Source organism: Sphingomonas sp. (genome assembly GCF_965200135.1).
Taxonomy (GTDB): Bacteria; Pseudomonadota; Alphaproteobacteria; order Sphingomonadales; family Sphingomonadaceae; genus Sphingomonas.
Genome location: NZ_CBDATK010000002.1, coordinates 212,991 through 229,711, shown reverse-complemented (window position 1 = coordinate 229,711; position 16,721 = coordinate 212,991). Strand labels below are relative to the sequence as shown.

Genomic DNA, 16,721 nt, shown 5'->3' with positions numbered 1-16,721 from the left:
GTTTGGGTGGGGCCAGGCGTGACATCGCGTGATCCGAAGGTGTTCGCAGGGACGCGGCCCAGCCAGTGCAGGCGGTTCTGAGGGTGATCCGGAAGTTAGCCGATTGCCGCTTCGCGGACCAGCCGGCCTCGATCTGCGAAGCCGCAAGCGGCAAGACCTCACGGACGCCACAGACTTGATCGGACTGCGGATCGCGATCAATCCTTACCCCCGCCGCACTAGCCACTGGACAACCCAGACGACGATCGGGATCGTCAGCAGCAGCCACGTGACGGCCAGCACGAGCAGGGCGACGTCGCGAAGGTCCAGCCCGTGCCGGGCGGGCGGCGGCGGGCTCGGGACAACGGCGACGGGGCGGTGCGCCAACCGGTCGCGCTGATCCCAGTACTGGCCGGGGCCCGAAGGCGGGTCGGTCGCGTCCGTCGTGCCGGTCGAGTAGGTGCCGATCGTCGGGCCGCGGCTCGCGGTGCCGGGGGTGGGCCCGTTGCGGTCGGCGAACCGCCAGACGCCGACGGCCAGCGTCAGGCAGGCGGCCAAGGCCCAGGTGACGACCGTTCCGATCACCAGGATCGACGGCCGGCCGCCGCCGGCGAGCCGCGGACGTGCGGCGCGTTGCGAGCGGTCCGACCGCCGGATCGGGGGTTTGGCCTCGGCCAGCAGTTGGGCGGCCCACGGGTGACAGGCGACCTGCTCCAGCAGGGCGGCCCGGGCGTGGGCCGGCAACTCGTCTACCCGCCCGGCGAACAGCAGGGCCAGGTGCTCGTCGTCGATCTCGTCGGCCGACACGGCCGCGTGGCCGGCTAGCGCCCGGGAGAAGGACCGGCGGAAGTCGCGGGGGTTTTGCGGCAGGTGGGGCATGGCACGCGCGTCCGGGGCCGGTGACGGTCCGGGCCGATCATACAGACGCGGCGGCGGCCGGGACTTCCACGGCGTTCCAACTCCGCTGGACGAATTTCTCCCACGCCGCGGCCACGGTCGGCGTCCACGGCGTGTCGGCCGCCTTGCACAACGCCCGCCGCAGCTGCTCCATCGCCCTGGTCAACGTCCGGCTGGTCTTGGACTCGGTCCACCCCAGCAGGGCCCCGGCCCCCTTCTGCCGCATGCCCTGGCGGTAGACCATGACGATCAGGAACTTCTGCTCGGACGAGAGGGCGGCGAACGCCGCTTGGACGGCGTCGGCCAGGGCGGCGACGGCCTCGGCCTCATCCAGCCCGGCCGAAGGGGCCGCCGCCCGGTTGTCGCGGACGTCGAACGCAGACGAATCGCCGTCGCCGCCGCCGGCCGTCGTCGCGTCGGTCGACGCCGTCGGCCCGGGCCGACGGTGCCGCTGGATGGCCAGTCGGCGGCCGACGAGGATCATGTAGTTGGCCAGCGACACCAGCCCCCGGTATCGGACGATGCGGGCCGGCCGGCGGCCGTCCGGGAGCGGCATCTCGTCCGGCTGCTCGTCAATCAGCCGGGCGACCGTCTCGGCCCACAACTCGGCGGCCGTGCAGTCCGCCTTGGGTTGACGCTCGAACACGGCCTGGGCCTGCCGGCCGATTTCGGACTCGATCCGGGCCCAGGCCTGCGGGACCCGCGTCCCGGCCGCCCCGGCCAAGAACAGGTCGACCCCGTACGGCGGCGACTCCCCCCGCAGGTGCGAGACGAACGCGGCCCGTGGCCACGCCACGTCCGGCCACCGCTCGACGGCCCGTTCGTACAAATCGTTGGCCATCGACATGGCCGCCCATCTTAAAACCGGCGAGCGGATTTGCAATTTCAAGCGGGCCGGCGTGCGTCGCGGCGGTCATCGGTCATCGGTCGTCGGTTGACCACGACCAGGTCCCAAAAGTCCGGGTCGCCGCTGTCCGTGGCGATGGCGGGCCGCTCGGCAACGCCGAGCACTCGCTGGGGGATGTCCGGCTTCCGCTCAGCCATGAACGCCCGCAGGTCGTCCACCGTCACACCACCGCCGGCCCGGCCGTGGTCATATTTGGCGGCCTCGCCGGCCAGCCCCTGAAGCGGGCATTCGGTGAACGCGCCGTGCGACCAAGCCGAGTGCTCGACGGCCAGGCGACCGCTGTCGGCCCCGACCAGGAACACCCATCCTTTGGACGCCTGCGTCCGCTCGCGGACCGCCTCGACGGATGCGGCGATGCCGACCTGCCGGGTATTGCAGCGGGTCACAATCCTGCCCGCGGGGCGCGTATCGGCCAGGACGATCACGTTGCGGCCCCCCGTTCCTCCAGCAACTGGCGGGCCCGGTCCATTCGGTACCCGGCGGCCGGGATCGACGGATTGGTGTCCTAAATAGCCTTGCGCGACTGCGCGCCGTTGCCACGGCGGCAGAATGCGCCGCAAAGGCACAAAGGAGCGCAAAGACAAACGCAAAGCGGTCCGACCACGTCGCCGACCTCGGACAATTGGGATTGCCGTCTACTGCCCCGTTGCGCTTGTCTTTGCGCTCCTTTGCGCCTTTGCGGCGCATGTCCGATCGACGTGACCACGGCGACCGGCGCGTGATCGCGCACGGCTATTTAGCAGGCAAAGTAGACCCACTGGGGGTCAGCCGGGTCGGGAACCCGTGGCCGGACCAGAACAGAGGATGACCGTGTCGTCGGGGCCGGCGTCGGTCAGCCCCGAGTCCAGGGCGACCTCGACGCTGCCCTTGGTCGCCCACGCGTTGGTCAGCAGCTCGATGTGGTCCTGGCTCGACTTGTGGGCGACCGGCGTGTCCCGGACGGCGGTCGCGTCGGCGTCGGCGTCGGCGTCCGCCAGGTTGGAGACCCGTCGTCCTGACACGAGAACACCTTGATGGTGCCCTGAGTGAGCCGCACCAGATGGCCGGCGTTGTGGAGCAGGGGCCACGATGCTCGCCCGGTCGCGTCGGCGTGGGCGGTCACGGCCCGACGCGGATGGTGGTCAACTCGTGGTGGACCTCGACGTCGCCGGGTCCGGACACGGGCACCACCGCCGCGTCGGGGGCCGCCGCCGCCGCCGCCGGGACCGGGCGGCCGGTGTCCAGCGCGCCGCAGCCGACCACGACGATCACCTTGCGGTTGTTCCGCCGAGAGATGTCCTCGTATTCCTTGCCCTGCCACCGGCCGTCGTCGTGGTACACGGCGTCGACCGACCGGTGGACGGTCGTCACGACCTCGTCCAACGTGATCTGCATTTGCACCTCGACGACGCCGTCGGGGCCGTACCGCTCGCGGGTCTGGCTGAACCCGGCCAGGTGGCCGTCGAACTGGGCGCGGATGGCGTCGTTGTGGTTCAGCATGTCTCCCATGGTCGTGCCGGAGGTGAGGCGGAGGCCGTTGATCCGCTCGTACAACAGGCGGTAGGCGTCGACCTGGGCGGCCCGCCGGGCCAGCAGCCGTTTCTGGGCCGGGTACCGGGCGTAGATCGGCGGCAGGTCGGGCTTGGCCGGGGCGGCGGGGTTCAGGGCCGGCAACGGGGCGGTGGCCGGGTCGGGCACCGGGCTGGTAGCGGACGCGGCCACGCCGGCCCCGGTGACGGTCACGTCCGACTCCTTGGCCGTCGTGGTGGCCGTCTCGGACGTGACCGACGTGACGGCACCGCTGGCGTGCTCGACTCGGTCGACCGACCGCTTGAGCGTCGCCTCCACCTGCGCGATCGTGACGGTGGCGTCCATCTCGCACGACCCGTCGGACAGGTACCGCGGGTCGGAGAACCGGGCCCCGCGGATCATGTGGTCCACGTCGGTGCGGACGGTGTCGTTGCGGGTCACCATCTCGGCTACGGACGTGTCGCCGCTGATGTGCAGGCCGAACACCCGTTCGACCAGCAGCCGGTAGCACTCGGCCTGGGCGGCCCGCTTGCTCATCAGCAATTGCTGGGGCGCGAGCCCGCCAGCGGCCGGCACCGGGGCGGGCGGGTCGGCCAGGGCCGCAACGGCCAACGGCCCGCCGATCGCCACGGCCAGGGTCGCACGGGCCAGCCACCTGTTGATTCGGGACACACGCATGGGCGTTCTCCTTCGCGAACGGGGCGTCCGTTTCCGGCTCGATCCCACTGGTCTGACGGTCAAGGGCGGGCGACTTGCAAGCGGGGCCGCCGATTCTCATGGCGGCCGCCGCCGTTTAGGGCGGGTCGGCCTGGTCGGCCCACTGGTGCAGGGCCGCCCCGGCGTTCTCCATCCGGCCCTTGGCCCAGGCGACGGCCGCGACGACCAGCGACGCCAGCGACAGGACGCCGGCGGTCACCAGCGCCGACAGCTTGGCCCAATTGGACCGGCCGGCGGTCGCGGGCCCAGCCGGCGGGGGCCGCCCGGACCCGGGGCAGTTGACCGAGATGCGGGCCCCCGACGACTCGACGGTCGCCCCGGCCGGGAGCCGCTGCTTGAGCTGTAGGACCAGGTCGCCCGCCGTCCACGGCGACCGGACGGTCAGCTCGGTGAACCCGCGGTCGTCGGTCCGGCGGACGTTCACGTCCCGCATGGCCCGGACGGTCCGCAGCCAGCCGACCACATCGGCCAACGTCTGGCCGTCGGCCTTGTACATCGAGATCTCCAACTCCGACAGCGGGTCGAGCCAATCCTTGACCACGTACCCGATTACCGTCCGCAGGGACAGGTCGGTCAACTCCTTGGTCAGCCGGCTGATGGTGAGGTCGGGGTCCTGGTCGTCGTTCGGGTCGGCGTCCTTGGCCGCCGACGCCAGGAGCATTCTCGTGTCGGCCCGGACCACCTGCACGCCGCAGTGGACCTTGAGCCGGTGGGTCGTCACGCCATAGGTGGTGACGTCGGGGAACTTCTTGACCGTCGAGCTGACGATGACGAAGTAGTCGGCCTTGACCGCCGAGGCGACCTTGGCGGCCTTCTCCGGGTCCAGCTCGCCACGGGCCGCCTCCTCGGCCTCGGCCCGCTGCCGCTGGTCCAGGACGTCGTGGGACACGACGTCGAACCCCCAGTTGCGGAGCGGCTCCTGCATGTCCAGCAGCGTGTCGTCGTCCAGCCGGCCGCCCCTGGCGTCGGCCAGCAGCAGCATCCGCGGGTGGCCCTTGCGGCGGATCAGCGGTTTGAGCGCGTCGATCGCCGTGGCCACATCGCCCTGCTTGACCCAGGCGCGGAGGCGGACGGCGTACTGCCCGTGGCCGTCGGGTCCCTCGGCCAACGGCTGGTAGCGGGCGACGTAGCCCCGGCACTCGGACAGAATCTGGTCGCGGATGAGGACGCCGTTGTCGACCGCCGTGGTGCTTTGCAGGGCCGTGCCGCCGCCCTGTTCGACGGCGTGGCGGAGGGCGTCCTCGGTGGCGTCCTCCTTGGCGTTGATCAGCGTCGCCGGGGCGTGGCCGGTGACGTCCAAGACGACGGTGCCGGCGGTGGCCGACGGCGGCGGCGGGTCGTCTGCCCGGGCCCCCGCCCTCGTGGCCAGCACCACGGCCAGGAACAGCGAGAGTCGGGTCGGTCGCCACGGCATAACGCGCATCTCTAACGGGAAACGGCACCGACGGGCAGGTCACCGGACGATAATCGTCGGCTCAGGGGCTGGCGGGGACGCCGGCGACGGTGCGACGGCCGGGGTCATCGCGGGCACCGCCGCCGCCGGCGCGGGAGCCTGGGTCGGCGTGGACGGCGTCACGACGTCGGATCGCTCGACGTGCGACGTGTCCTGAACCTCGTGCCGTTCGACGACGGCCGGGTCGTCGTGGCAGCCGACCGTCAGAACGATGGGGCCGGTCAACAGCGCGAGATACAAGCGGCGTTTGTCGATCATGTTCACCTGGGGGTGCGGCTGGCCGGTCAGGGCGAGGGCGGGTCGCCGTTGGCATCGGGGCGGTTGGCGGCGACCGAGGCGGTGCCGACCGCCCGCAGGATCCGATGTGCGGTCTGCGGCGAAATTGCATCGAATTTGGCGGCGTCGGCCGGGTCGGCCTGCTTCAGGGCCGCGACGGCCTGGGCGACGGTCATCTCCAGCCGGACGGCAACGGTGCCGTCGGGCCGGTAGGCGACGGCGGCGACGCCGTACCCCCGGAGCACGCCGGCCGTCGCCGTCCGCAGGTGGTCGGACCGGGTCACGAACTGGCGGGCCGTGGTGGTGGCCGACACGCGAAGGCCGCACACCTGCTCGAACAAATTGCGGGCGGCGGTCACTTGGGCGACGCGGCGGGCGTTGGCGACGGCCTGGGGGTCGGCCTGGAACACCTGCCAAGGCGGGACCGGGGTGCCGCCGGGCCAGACGACGCGGGCGGCGTCGGCCTCGGCCGCCGGGTCGGCCACGCCCATGCCAGTCGCCGTCACTTCCGGCTCGGTGGTCGCACGCCGTTCCAACGCCGCCAGGTCGGGCGGCGGGGTGCCCGTGGTGGCCGACTTCTTCAATGCCGTGATCACGTCGGTTAGCGACAGGGTGGCGTCGACCTCGCACGACCCGTCGCCGTACTGCCGCGGCGGGCCGAACCGGGCCCCCTTGATGCACGTGTCCAACGCGGTGGCGATGGCGTCCGACCGGGCCACGTAGTTGCGGACGGTGGTGTCGGCCGTCAGGTGGACGCCCATGACGCTCTCGGCCAAGTTGCGGTAGGCATCGACCTCGGCCGCCCGCCGGGACAGGTCGGGCCGGGGCGGGGCCGCCGGCGCGGGCGGGTCGGCGGCCCCGACGGTCGTCGTCAGCGCTAGCACGGCAGCGGTCGCCAAGCGGAGAATGGGTCGGGCGTTGGCCATTGAAGTCGGCGGGGACGGCGTCACTGGCCCGCCACGACCAGTGTCGACGGGTTGATCTCGGTGACGTGCACCGGCCGCAGGGTCTCGACCACGCTACTCACCCGGGGCGACAGGTCCTCGTAGGCACCGCTGTACCGGATGGTAAACGTGCCGACGCCGTTGTCGAACCGGACGCCATCGGTCGTGACCTCTTCGACGGTCTTAACGGCGTCGGCCACCTGTTGCACCTGCGGCAGCCCCGTGGCGTGCTGCACTTGGACCGACATAACCTGCCCGCCGCCGATCGCCCGCTCGACGGCCAGTAGCATTTGGCCGGCGATGTACCGGGTGCGGTTCTCGGGCTTGAGCAGCAGCCGGCGGTTCTGCGGAACCTGCTTGAGCACCCGCAGATCGACCGGCCAAGACAGGGCCCCGTCCAGGTCGCCGTTGTTGCAGTTGGTCAGGTTGAACGTGAACGGCATGGCGTCGTCCGACTGGCCCACCTGGGTGACCAGCCCGAGGCACAGGTAGTCGCACGCCCCGGCCGACCGGAGGACGGTGTCCAAGTCCTGGGCCTTGGTCAGCTCGGTCGCCTTGTCGGCCCGGTCGGCGGCAATCGCCATCACCTTGGCCGGGCTGACGACGTGGACGTTCAGGTCCTTGAATACGGCCACCACGTCGGTCGACAGCCGTTGGACCGCCTCGGTCTGCGGCCCCAGCGGCAGGTTCGCCAGCCGGGGGTCATCCTGCATGACGATCAGCGGCAGCCGGCGCTGTTGGCGGGAGCCCATCTGTTCTGGGCTGACCAGCCAGTTGACGGTGACGGCCACCTTGACCGGGTTCTTGGCGTAGGCGGCGGCGAACCGCGCCTTGACCGGGTTGTCGTTCGCGTCGGTCAGTTGGTACCAGTCGGGCGCGGCCGGTGCGCCGGCAGCCGCGTCGCCGCCCGGGCCGGCGACCAGCGTTAGGGCGTTCTTCCCCTGGTGGATGGACCGCAAGTTGATGTGCTTGGCCTTGGCGGCGGCGATCAGGGCGTCCTGCAGGTCGGCCGAGTCGGTCCCCGTTTCCAGTTGGGTGGTGAACGTCGCCTCGGTCCCGCCGTCTGCGGTGGTCGTCGTGTTCATCTCGACCGAGTCGCCGACGCCGTCGAGGCCCCGGAGCACCTTCCGCAGCTGGCTGGCCGCCCCGTCGGGCAGCTGCCGGACGCTGATCGTCAGGTCGGTCTGGCCGGCCATGTTGCTCACGGCCTTGGCGTACGAGTCGCACAGGACGGCCGACAGCACGGCCGCGTACGTGTGGGCGACGTCGCTGGTGATCTCGCCATCCCAGTCGAACCCGCCCAGCGACTGCGGGCTGTTGCTGTTGAGGTCCTTCAGGTAGGCGACGCAACGGTACTTGTAGTTGTTCTGCCCGCGGGCCTCGCCGGTCAGGGGGGTGAACTTGATGTACACCACCTCGTCGGCGACGGGCCTCAGGTCTGCGGTGTCGAAGTTGACGTCGTTCTGGGCCAGCCGCTTGGCGTCCCGCCGGCGGTCCTCGTCCAGCGACTCCAAGTCGACGATGCGGACAGACCGGTCGTCGCTAATCAGGGCCTGGATGTCGGCCGACAGCACCTCGGTGATGGCCGTCGGGTCGAAGTCGGCGATGTTCTTCCCGACGCCGCCGGCCCCCTCGACGGCGGCCCCGCCGGTCGCCCGCCGATCCAGGCCGATCAGGAACAGCATCCGAAGCTTGCCGTGCGCCTTGTACGCCGCCTTGAAGGCCGCGATCTTTTCCGGCGTCAGTTCCGCCCGCCGCCGCCTGATCGCCTCGTCGTCCGTCAGCGGGTCCGCCTTGCGACCACCGGCGACACCGGCGGCAGCGCCCGTTCCACCGACGGTCTGAGGCGGCCGCTTCTGCTGGGCGCAAGCGACCGACGTGATCGCCAGGGTTACCACCAGGCCGATGACGAACGAGTGCAGTTGGCGGGAGTGGACCGGCATCGGATGGGCTCCAGTGAGAGATGCGCGTCGGCGGCGCTCGGGCCGGTCAGCGGTCCAGCCGGACCTGCAGTTCGTACCGGGTCGCCCGGCGGGTGATCGACGACGCCTCGATGTACTTGCGGGTCCGCGGCAGGATCACCTCCGGGTGCCAGACCGGGTTGTCGGTCAGCTGTTCCCCGTCGGCCGTGGCGAACGTCACTTGCCACTGGATGCTCAACGGTTCGTCGATCACCGACCGCAGAGGCACGCGGACGGTCATCGGGTCGTCGCCGACGGCCGGATGGACGACCGGCTTCTCCTTCACCAGTGCCTGCTCCAGGCCGTCGTGCAGGACGATGTTCGGGTAAGCGGCCGCGGCCAGCGGGTCATCGGCGGCCGTGTTGGGGGCCTTGACCAGGTCGGGGCCGGAGCCACAGCCAACCACGGCCGCCGCGGTCAGCAGGGCGAGCGGGATGCCGAGTCGGCGGATGGCGGATCGCATTTCGGGCTCCTCGGTAGCGCGGGCTGGAGGGTCAGGTCGCCCGCCGCCACTGGCGGGCCTGGCCGTCCCAGGCCATGCGGACGTCGATCTCCTTGCGGGCCAGTTCCCGGTGCAGGCGGGCGTTGCTGACCGTGAAGCACAGCTTGTACTCCCGCTCGCCGGTCGTCCGGTCGGTCACCTGGTAGAACTTGCCGGCCAGCAGGTAGATCGAGTCGGGGTTGTACTTGGCGGCGTGCGTCTGGTCGGGTGCCCGCTGGAGCGGATCGCGGAAGGCGCTGCTGTCCGACTGCATCCGGTCCAAGGTTTGGTCGGCCTGGTCGGCCGTGGCGTCGATGACGACGAAGCTGTTAGTGAATGCCTCGCTGGCCGTCAGCTTGCCGCGGAGGGTGGTCAGGGCCGACCGCATCCGCCCGTCCGGAAAGCCGGTGTCGTGGTCCAGCGCCTGCGGGACGGCCAGCACCAACTGCTCGGGCGACGCCTTGACCGCGTCCAGGGTTGGCAGCGTCTTGACCAAGTACTGGGCGGCGTCGTCCACGGCCGGGTCCAACGCGGCCATTGCGACCGGCTCGCCCATGCCGGTGTCAGACGACGTGTCGTCCGGCGTGTTCGGCGGCGGTGACGCGGCATGCGGCCGCTGCTGTCCGCACCCGCCGACCGCCAGCATGACGACGACGGTGGCCACCATGAGCCGCCCGGAAATCCGTGCCATCGCAAGGCTCCGCTTCAAGGCCGCACTGGACCGGGCCGGCCGCCGCGGGGGACCCGCGGGCCGCGTCTGGTCAAGGTTGCATTTCCCAGGCGTGCTTGACCGGGTGCCACATGAAGTTCCGGTCGAACTCCTGGGAGTCAATCACCCGCCGGCTGCGGAGGTGGGTGAACGTCAACTGCATCTTCATCTCGGTCGAGTGGTTCGGCTTGTCCGGCGTGCTGGTCATCGACCCGGTGATCAGGAACAGCGTCTGCGAGTCGTACTTGACCGGGTGGGTCGTGTCCGGGGTCCGCTGGAGCGGGTCGCGGAAGGCGCTCAGGTCCTTGCCGTCGATCTTCTCGATCAGCTTGGCCGCGTCGGTCTCAGTCGTGCTGACGAACACGAAGTTGTTCGTCATCTTCTCGCTCTTGCTCAGCTTGGTCCGGAGCGTGTTCATCGCCGACGACAGCTGGGCGACTTGGGCCGCGTCGCCGACCCGGCCGTTGTCGAAGCTTTCGAAGGCCAGCACCAGTTGGGTCGGAGCGTTCTTCACCTCGGGCACCTCGGGCAACGTCTTGGCCATCCGTGCGGCGACGTCGTCGACCATGGCATCGACGGCCTTGATTGGCAGCGGCGTCGACAGGGCGTTGTCGCACTCGCGGTTGGCCGTCTTCTCCTCCTCCTCGAACAGGTTGTGGGCCACGCCCATCGCGCCGCCGCCGGCCACGGCCCCCTGGCTGCGGGCGGCCAAGCCGCCGACGAGCAACCCGGCCGTCGCCGCGCCGGAGGTCTGGGACTGGGTCCGGAGCCGGTCCCACGCCTGCGGGGCCGACGGGGACGACGGGGACGACGACGACGTGCACCCGCCGACGGCCAAGGCCGCAGCGGCGACCGTCGTCAGGCCGAAATGACTCGCAGGCCGACGTGGGGGGAGGCCGAATCGCATTCATCGCTCCGTGGTGGGGACGGTCAGCCCAGGACTTTCCGATCACTGTGTAGCACGCCGCCGGCAAAGATGCAAAAGGCCATTATTGGGCACCGGCCGTCAGTGGCCGAGCCGGGCCTGGATTTGGTCCAACACCCGAAGACTCAGCCCTTCGGAGTTGCCGGGATCGACGTTCACGCTCAGCTGGGTTGCACCGTCGCCGGTCGGCAGGGCGGTGGCCGTCACGCGGGAGTCCTGGCCATTGCGGGAGGCGACGGCCCACCCGTCCCCATCGGCAGCCGAACTGACGACCATGAAGCCCATGTCCTTGAGCACGTCCGCGGCTGCCGCCCCGACCTTGGCCGGCGGGTCGGGGACGATCCGCACGAACGTCCCGTTGACCGACGTCACGCCCGGCCGTTGTTGGACCGCCGCGCAGGCCCCGACGGTCAGGCAGACCAGGAGGCCGGGCACGCGCGTTGTCGGTGACATGAGGACCCAACCTTCCCGGGTGAACGGCGACACGATAAAGGTGACCCGCCGGCCTACTTCGCCGGCCCGGCCGCGTGGGCCGCGATGGCGGCGGTCACGCGGGGCGAGTCGACCTTCGCCGCCAGTTGCCGCGGCGTGACCCCCCGCTCGTCCTGATGGTCGAGATCGGCCCCCAAGTCCAGCAGCGCCGCCACCGTCTCGGGCTTGCGATAGAAGATGGCTGCGCACAGGGGCGTCTGGCCCGTCTGGGGGTTCGGCACGTCGACCGGCACCCCCTTCTTGACCATCGCACGGACCACGTCCGGCAGCCCGTTCTGGGCAGCCAGGTACAGTAAGGTTTTGCCGTCGGTGACCTTGCCCATCTTGGCCCCACCGTCGACCAGGGCGACGGCCATGTCCGACCCCACCTTGCCGCTGACGATCAGCTCGTAGAGTGGGCAGCGGTGGTCCGGCAGCGCGTCTAGGTCGACGGCCGTCGAAGCGACCAGGTCGCGGAACTCGGCCAAGTCGTTGGCCCGCATGGCGTCGCCCAGGTAGTCGGTGGCCGGCCGCCGCTCGCCGGTCCCGCCGAGTTGTTCGGCCAAGTCGGCCAACTGCCGCGGCGTGTCGTCCAGATTGCGGAAGAAGACGACGCCGTGCTCCTTGATCTTGGCGTGGAGGTCGACGATCTCGGCCGAGATCTGAAACGTCACCCGGAGCTTCCGCATCCGCCCCACCAGCAGGCAGTCGGCCGACGCCAGCCGGCCGATCGTGCCCGCGGAGTTGCTGTCGAACAGCCCGGTCCCCTCGAAGTGTTTCTCCTTGATCAAGCTCAGGATCTGCATCCGCTCGATCAGGGCATACGCCGGGTTCCTGAATTGCCCTTGCAAATTCTCGGCCAACACCGCCCCGTCGGCCCCGGTGATGCCGGTGTCCAAGTCCATGGGCAAGATGGCCAGCCGCAGCTTGCCGTCGGTCGACGGGACGAGGACGGCCGAGGCCGGCGTCGCCCCGTCGGACAGGGGATTGACGGCCGGACCGCTGACGGCCGGCATCGTGGCCGGAGTGGTGGCAGGGACCGGCGGGGTCGGCCCGCCCGTCCGCGACGGCGGACGACTGCGGCTGGTGACTGCGAGCTTCGTGTCGGGCGGGACGCCGATGGCGCTTGCGACGATGCAGTTCCTGCGGCAGGGCGAGAACGCGCCCGGCGAGGTGTGGAAGCCGGCACCGTGGGATGCGCCGCCGCCGGAGACGCTGCCTGCCGCCGAGATGCCGTCGGGCATGTGGGAATATCGGCAGATCACCGGCGCGTTCGGCGGCACCGATCGGCGGCGCGCGTGGCTGCGCGAGTTGCGGCCCGCCGTCGCCGGGTTGGCGCTGACCGCGTTCGCGCGCGTCGCCGCCTCCTGCGACTTCGCCAGCCCGGCGGCGCACAGCGGCAGCGAGGGGCTGGGCTATATCAATACGGACGTGACGCTGTCGCTGCACCGGCTGCCGGTCGGCGAGTGGATCGGATACGAGACCGAGCATCACGACGCCGAGGCCGGGGTCGCACTCGGCCAGTGCCGGCTGTACGACGCGACCGGGCCGATCGGGCTGTCGACGTGCCTGGCGCTCGCGCAGAAACAGATGCTGCGGCCGCGATAGCGGGGACCGTTCGTCCTGCCGTGCGTTGACCGCGAAAGGAGATCGTCCATGTCGCTGCTCGATACCATCTTGAACCAGGTCGCCGGCCAGGACCTGTCGGGTCTGGCGGGCCGGGTCGGACTTTCCCCGGAGCAGCTGCAGATGGCGCTGTCCGCCCTCCATCAGGCGCATCCGCAACCCGGCGATACTGCGACCGTCGCCGCCGGGCAGACCGGCTTGCCGGTCGACGCGCTGCGCAACGTGCTCAGTCACCTCGGCGGCGAGGATGCGCTGGGACAGCTGGGCAGCGTGCTCGGCGGTGGTGGTAGTCTCGGGGGTCTGGGTGGGATGCTCGGCGGGCTGACCGGCCGGAGCTGAGCGCGCAGCGTTAGCGGGCTGGCGCATCGGGCGCGCCGCCTGCTACGCGGTGACGCGATGGGACACGGGCACGCGCATCACGGGCATGACCATGCCGGCCACGCGCATGGCCATGCCCACGCGCCCGCCTCGTTCGACCGAGCTTTCGCGATCGGGATCGGGCTGAACATGCTCTACCTCGTCGGCGAGGTGGTGGCGGGGTTCTGGACCGGCTCGGTCGCGCTGCTGGCCGACGCGGGGCACAATTTCTCGGATGTGGTAGGGCTGGCGATCGCCTGGGGCGGCGCAGTGCTGGCGCGGCGGCCCGCGACCAAACGCTTTACCTATGGTTTCAAGAGCTCGACCATCCTGGCCGCGCTGACGAACTCGCTGGTGCTGATGGTGGCGCTGGGCGCGGTGGTGCTGGAGGCGGTGCAGCGGCTCGCCGCGCCAGAACCGCTGATGGGGCTGGAGGTCGCTGCCGTGGCGACGGTTGGCATCGCGGTCAACGGCTTCACCGCCTGGCTGTTCGCGCGCGGGCGCCACGGCGACGTCAATATCCGTGGCGCGTTCCTGCACTTGGCGGGCGACGCGGCGGTGTCGGCGGGTGTGGTGGTGGCGGGTCTGGTGATCTGGCGGACAGGCGCGAATTGGCTCGATCCGCTGACCAGCCTGGTGATCGCGGGCATCATCTTCTGGCAGACCGTCGGATTGTTGCGCGAGACCGGCGAGATGGCATTGCAGGCGGTGCCGCGCGACCTCGATTACGACAAGGTGCGGATGAATCTGCGCGTGCTACCGGGCGTAGCGCGCGTCCACGACCTCCATATCTGGCCGATGTCGACCACTGAATCGGTGCTGACCGCGCATCTCGTGATGCCCGACGGCACCGGCGATGACGCCTTCCTGCGCGCGGCGGAGGCGATGCTGCGCGAGCGGTTCGGGATCGGTCACGCGACGCTGCAACTGGAACGCGGCGAGGAACCCGATCCCTGTCAGCTGGAACCGCGCGAGCGGTAGACGTGGACGACCAGCAACACGCCCGCGATGACGGACGTGTCGGCAATCCAGTCGAAGATGTCGCAGTCGCGGCCCAACGCGGGGATCGCCTGCAACACTTCGATCAGCGCCCCGGCAAAGGAGAGATGCTCGCCGGTGCGGAGGAGCGAACCTTTCGGCCAGCCGGCAGCAGCAAGCACGGTCAGCGTGCCGAAGGCGAGCATATGCTGGTACTTGTCGCCAAGGTGACCGAGCGGCTGCGGCGGATGCGGCAACAGCGCCATCGTTACTGCAAAGAGGAGTGCCGCCCAGAAAAGCGGGCGGGCGATATGGGCCAGAGTCACTACGGGTCTCGATCTGCGTGGCCGTTCGGCGGCGCTTTCGCCGCGCCATGTTCGCTCGCGCGCCTCTAGGCAAGCGTGCCCACCTTGTTATTCCGATCGAGAAGCGGTGCAGTTCACTCGATCGACTGGTCCCGAGCCGGGACGACCCGCCGTCAGTACGCCCGCGCGACCGCGAACTCGACCGCGTCGATCATCGCGTCCTTCGCCGCCGAGGGCGCGAAAGGGGCGATCGCGTCGATCGCGCGCTGGCCGTAGTGCCGGGCACGGGCCAGCGTGTCGTCGACGGCGCGGGTGGCGCGGACCAGGTCGACGGCGTGGGCGAAGTCCTCGTCGGCGGCACGTCGCCCTTCGACAGCGTCCTTCCAAAACGTCCGGTCGGCTGCGTCGCCGCGAGCATGGGCGAGGATGACGGGCAGCGTCATCTTGCCCTCGCGAAAGTCGTCGCCTGCGTCCTTCCCCATCGTGCCCGCGTCGGAGATGTAGTCGATCGCGTCGTCGACTAGCTGGAACGCGATGCCCAGATTGCGGCCGTAGGCGTCGAGCGCCGCCTCGACCCCCTCCGGCTGCTCGGCGACGACGGCCGCGATTCGGCAGGCGGCGGCGAACAAGGCGGCGGTCTTGGCGCCGATGATGTCGAGATAGCGGTCCTCGCCGATGTCGATGCGCCGCGCGGCGGTGAGCTGATTGACCTCGCCCTCCGCGATCACGGCGGAGGCGTTCGACAGGATCTTGAGGACCTTGAGCGAGCCGTCCTCGACCATCAGCTCGAACGAGCGCGAGAACAGGAAGTCGCCGACCAGCACGCTCGCCGGGTTGCCCCAGATGATGTTGGCGGTGCGGCGCCCTCGGCGCAGGTCGGAACCGTCGACGACGTCGTCGTGGAGCAGCGTCGCGGTGTGGATGAACTCGACCGCGGCGGCGAGGCGGTGGTGGCGCGCGCCGGTGTAGCCGATCGCTCGCGCGCTCGCCAGCGTGAGCATCGGCCGCATCCGCTTGCCGCCGCCCGCGATCAGGTGGCCGGCGAGTTCGGGGATCAGCGGGATCTCCGACTGCATCCGGTCGAGGATCACCGCGTTGACGGCGTTGAGGTCGCCCGCGACGAGCTTGACCATCGGCTCCAGCGACGGGACATGCGGGCGAAGCTGATGGACGGAAGCGGTCACGCGCGCGGCTCTGACGGTTGCGCCTGCCGAACGCAACCCTTGCCCAAGCGCGCCAGCGCCCGCAAAGACGCATGGGTTACGAGGGGAGCAACATGGCCGACGACGTGCTGACGGGCTATCGCAAGAGCATCGACAATATCGACGCGGCGCTGGTCCACCTGCTCGCCGAGCGTTTCAAGGTGACGCAGGCGGTCGGGCGGTACAAGGCGACCAGCGGTCTGCCCGCCGCCGATCCGGGCCGCGAGGAGCGTCAGATCGCGCGGCTGCGGCAGCTGGCCGAGGAGGCGGAGCTGGACCCCGAGTTTTCGGAAGCGTTCCTGCGTTTCATCATCGACGAGGTGATCCGCCACCACGAGCGGATGCAGACCTGATGCTGGTCGCGATCGAAGGCGGTGACGGCGCGGGCAAGGCGACCGCGGCGGCCGAAATCGCGCGTCAGCTCAACGCCGCCGGGCGCTCGGCGACGGTGATCTCGTTCCCGCGTTATGGCGAGACGGCGGGCGGTTGGGTGCTGGGCGAGTATCTGGGCGGGCGGTTGCCGCGCGAGGTAAGCCCGCGCGCGGCGGCGGTGCTGTATGCGCTCGACCGGCTGGAGTCGCGCGACGCGCTGATGGCGGCGGAGTCCGGTCATGAGGTGGTGGTGCTGGACCGCTATATCGCGTCGAACCTTGTGTATCAGGCGGCGAAGGTCGCGGCCGAGGAGGCGGCGGACCTGATGCGCTGGATCTGGACGCTGGAGACGGGGCAATTCGCCCTGCCCTCGCCCGACCTCTCGGTATTCCTCGCCACCCCGGTGGACGTCGCGCGGCGTCAGATCGCGATGAAGCGGCAGCGGTCGTACACCGACGCGACGTTCGATCTGAACGAGGCGGACGCGGCGCTGCAAGCGCGGGTGCGGGAGAATTATGCGGAACTGGCGGCGGCGGACTACGCGGGACGCTGGGTGACGGTGGCGACGGTGGCGGACGTGGGAATGCGACCGCCGGGGGAGATCGCGGCGGAAGTAGTAGCCGCCCTTTCCCTACAGGAGAGGGTTGCTTGA

General features: G+C 70.4%; 21 protein-coding genes. 5 read left to right on the top strand and 16 right to left on the bottom strand.

Annotated elements, in window-relative coordinates:
* Positions 1-204 precede the first annotated feature (204 nt).
* The 14 genes from ACOFKS_RS01625 to ACOFKS_RS01560 all read right to left on the bottom strand — a co-directional run bounded on the left by ACOFKS_RS01625 (position 205) and on the right by ACOFKS_RS01560 (position 12,245).
* The gene (locus ACOFKS_RS01625; protein WP_419807494.1) at positions 205-858 is read right to left on the bottom strand and encodes a hypothetical protein; all 654 of its coding nucleotides are present in this window, start codon (positions 856-858) and stop codon (positions 205-207) included.
* A gap of 37 nt (positions 859-895) precedes the next feature.
* Positions 896-1,717, bottom strand: a complete 822-nt coding sequence (locus ACOFKS_RS01620; RefSeq protein ID WP_419807493.1) for a hypothetical protein — start codon at positions 1,715-1,717, stop codon at positions 896-898.
* A 44-nt stretch (positions 1,718-1,761) separates the two neighbouring features.
* A complete protein-coding gene (locus ACOFKS_RS01615; RefSeq protein ID WP_419807492.1) occupies positions 1,762-2,208 on the bottom strand; it encodes a hypothetical protein in 447 nt (148 codons plus the stop codon).
* Positions 2,209-2,547: 339 nt separating this feature from the next.
* Positions 2,548-2,784 carry a hypothetical protein gene (locus tag ACOFKS_RS01610; RefSeq protein WP_419807491.1) on the bottom strand — a complete coding sequence of 79 codons (237 nt, stop codon included), beginning with the start codon at positions 2,782-2,784 and terminating at the stop codon, positions 2,548-2,550.
* Between the two features lie 97 nt (positions 2,785-2,881).
* Entirely contained in the window at positions 2,882-3,970 is a 1,089-nt protein-coding gene (locus ACOFKS_RS01605; protein WP_419807490.1) for a hypothetical protein, read from the bottom strand.
* A 115-nt stretch (positions 3,971-4,085) separates the two neighbouring features.
* Complete coding sequence (locus ACOFKS_RS01600; RefSeq protein ID WP_419807489.1) at positions 4,086-5,423, bottom strand: hypothetical protein; 1,338 nt, start codon at positions 5,421-5,423, stop codon at positions 4,086-4,088.
* A gap of 39 nt (positions 5,424-5,462) precedes the next feature.
* Positions 5,463-5,726, bottom strand: coding sequence for a hypothetical protein (locus tag ACOFKS_RS01595; protein ID WP_419807488.1), 264 nt, complete (start codon positions 5,724-5,726; stop codon positions 5,463-5,465).
* Between the two features lie 20 nt (positions 5,727-5,746).
* Entirely contained in the window at positions 5,747-6,637 is an 891-nt protein-coding gene (locus tag ACOFKS_RS01590; protein WP_419807487.1) for a hypothetical protein, read from the bottom strand.
* Between the two features lie 47 nt (positions 6,638-6,684).
* Positions 6,685-8,625, bottom strand: coding sequence for a hypothetical protein (locus ACOFKS_RS01585; protein WP_419807486.1), 1,941 nt, complete (start codon positions 8,623-8,625; stop codon positions 6,685-6,687).
* Between the two features lie 46 nt (positions 8,626-8,671).
* The gene (locus tag ACOFKS_RS01580) at positions 8,672-9,106 is read right to left on the bottom strand and encodes a hypothetical protein (protein ID WP_419807485.1); all 435 of its coding nucleotides are present in this window, start codon (positions 9,104-9,106) and stop codon (positions 8,672-8,674) included.
* A gap of 31 nt (positions 9,107-9,137) precedes the next feature.
* Positions 9,138-9,815 (bottom strand): hypothetical protein, encoded by a 678-nt coding sequence (locus tag ACOFKS_RS01575; protein WP_419807484.1) that lies wholly within the window; start codon positions 9,813-9,815, stop codon positions 9,138-9,140.
* A gap of 70 nt (positions 9,816-9,885) precedes the next feature.
* Positions 9,886-10,740 carry a hypothetical protein gene (locus ACOFKS_RS01570; protein WP_419807483.1) on the bottom strand — a complete coding sequence of 285 codons (855 nt, stop codon included), beginning with the start codon at positions 10,738-10,740 and terminating at the stop codon, positions 9,886-9,888.
* Between the two features lie 99 nt (positions 10,741-10,839).
* The gene (locus tag ACOFKS_RS01565; RefSeq protein WP_419807482.1) at positions 10,840-11,193 is read right to left on the bottom strand and encodes a hypothetical protein; all 354 of its coding nucleotides are present in this window, start codon (positions 11,191-11,193) and stop codon (positions 10,840-10,842) included.
* A 71-nt stretch (positions 11,194-11,264) separates the two neighbouring features.
* On the bottom strand, positions 11,265-12,245 hold the full coding sequence (locus ACOFKS_RS01560) for an ankyrin repeat domain-containing protein (protein ID WP_419807481.1): 981 nt from the start codon (positions 12,243-12,245) through the stop codon (positions 11,265-11,267).
* Positions 12,246-12,258: 13 nt separating this feature from the next.
* On the opposite strand from ACOFKS_RS01560, the gene ACOFKS_RS01555 reads away from it, so the two are divergent.
* From ACOFKS_RS01555 to ACOFKS_RS01545, 3 genes are read left to right on the top strand one after another with little or no spacing between them, the layout of a single operon-like run.
* A complete protein-coding gene (locus ACOFKS_RS01555; protein ID WP_419807480.1) occupies positions 12,259-12,837 on the top strand; it encodes a hypothetical protein in 579 nt (192 codons plus the stop codon).
* Between the two features lie 48 nt (positions 12,838-12,885).
* Positions 12,886-13,194 carry a hypothetical protein gene (locus ACOFKS_RS01550; protein WP_419807479.1) on the top strand — a complete coding sequence of 103 codons (309 nt, stop codon included), beginning with the start codon at positions 12,886-12,888 and terminating at the stop codon, positions 13,192-13,194.
* Positions 13,195-13,251: 57 nt separating this feature from the next.
* Entirely contained in the window at positions 13,252-14,193 is a 942-nt protein-coding gene (locus tag ACOFKS_RS01545) for a cation diffusion facilitator family transporter (RefSeq protein ID WP_419807478.1), read from the top strand.
* On the opposite strand, the gene ACOFKS_RS01540 is transcribed toward ACOFKS_RS01545, so the two are convergent.
* Positions 14,169-14,456, bottom strand: coding sequence for a hypothetical protein (locus tag ACOFKS_RS01540; RefSeq protein WP_419807477.1), 288 nt, complete (start codon positions 14,454-14,456; stop codon positions 14,169-14,171). The two genes, ACOFKS_RS01545 and ACOFKS_RS01540, sit on opposite strands and share 25 nt — an antisense overlap.
* A gap of 212 nt (positions 14,457-14,668) precedes the next feature.
* The gene (locus tag ACOFKS_RS01535) at positions 14,669-15,628 is read right to left on the bottom strand and encodes a polyprenyl synthetase family protein (protein ID WP_419807537.1); all 960 of its coding nucleotides are present in this window, start codon (positions 15,626-15,628) and stop codon (positions 14,669-14,671) included.
* A gap of 143 nt (positions 15,629-15,771) precedes the next feature.
* Here ACOFKS_RS01535 and ACOFKS_RS01530 point away from each other — a divergent pair, with 143 nt between their 5' ends.
* On the top strand, positions 15,772-16,050 hold the full coding sequence (locus ACOFKS_RS01530; protein ID WP_419807476.1) for a chorismate mutase: 279 nt from the start codon (positions 15,772-15,774) through the stop codon (positions 16,048-16,050).
* Entirely contained in the window at positions 16,050-16,721 is a 672-nt protein-coding gene (locus tag ACOFKS_RS01525; protein WP_419807475.1) for a thymidylate kinase, read from the top strand. The genes ACOFKS_RS01530 and ACOFKS_RS01525 overlap by 1 nt, the downstream gene beginning before the upstream one ends.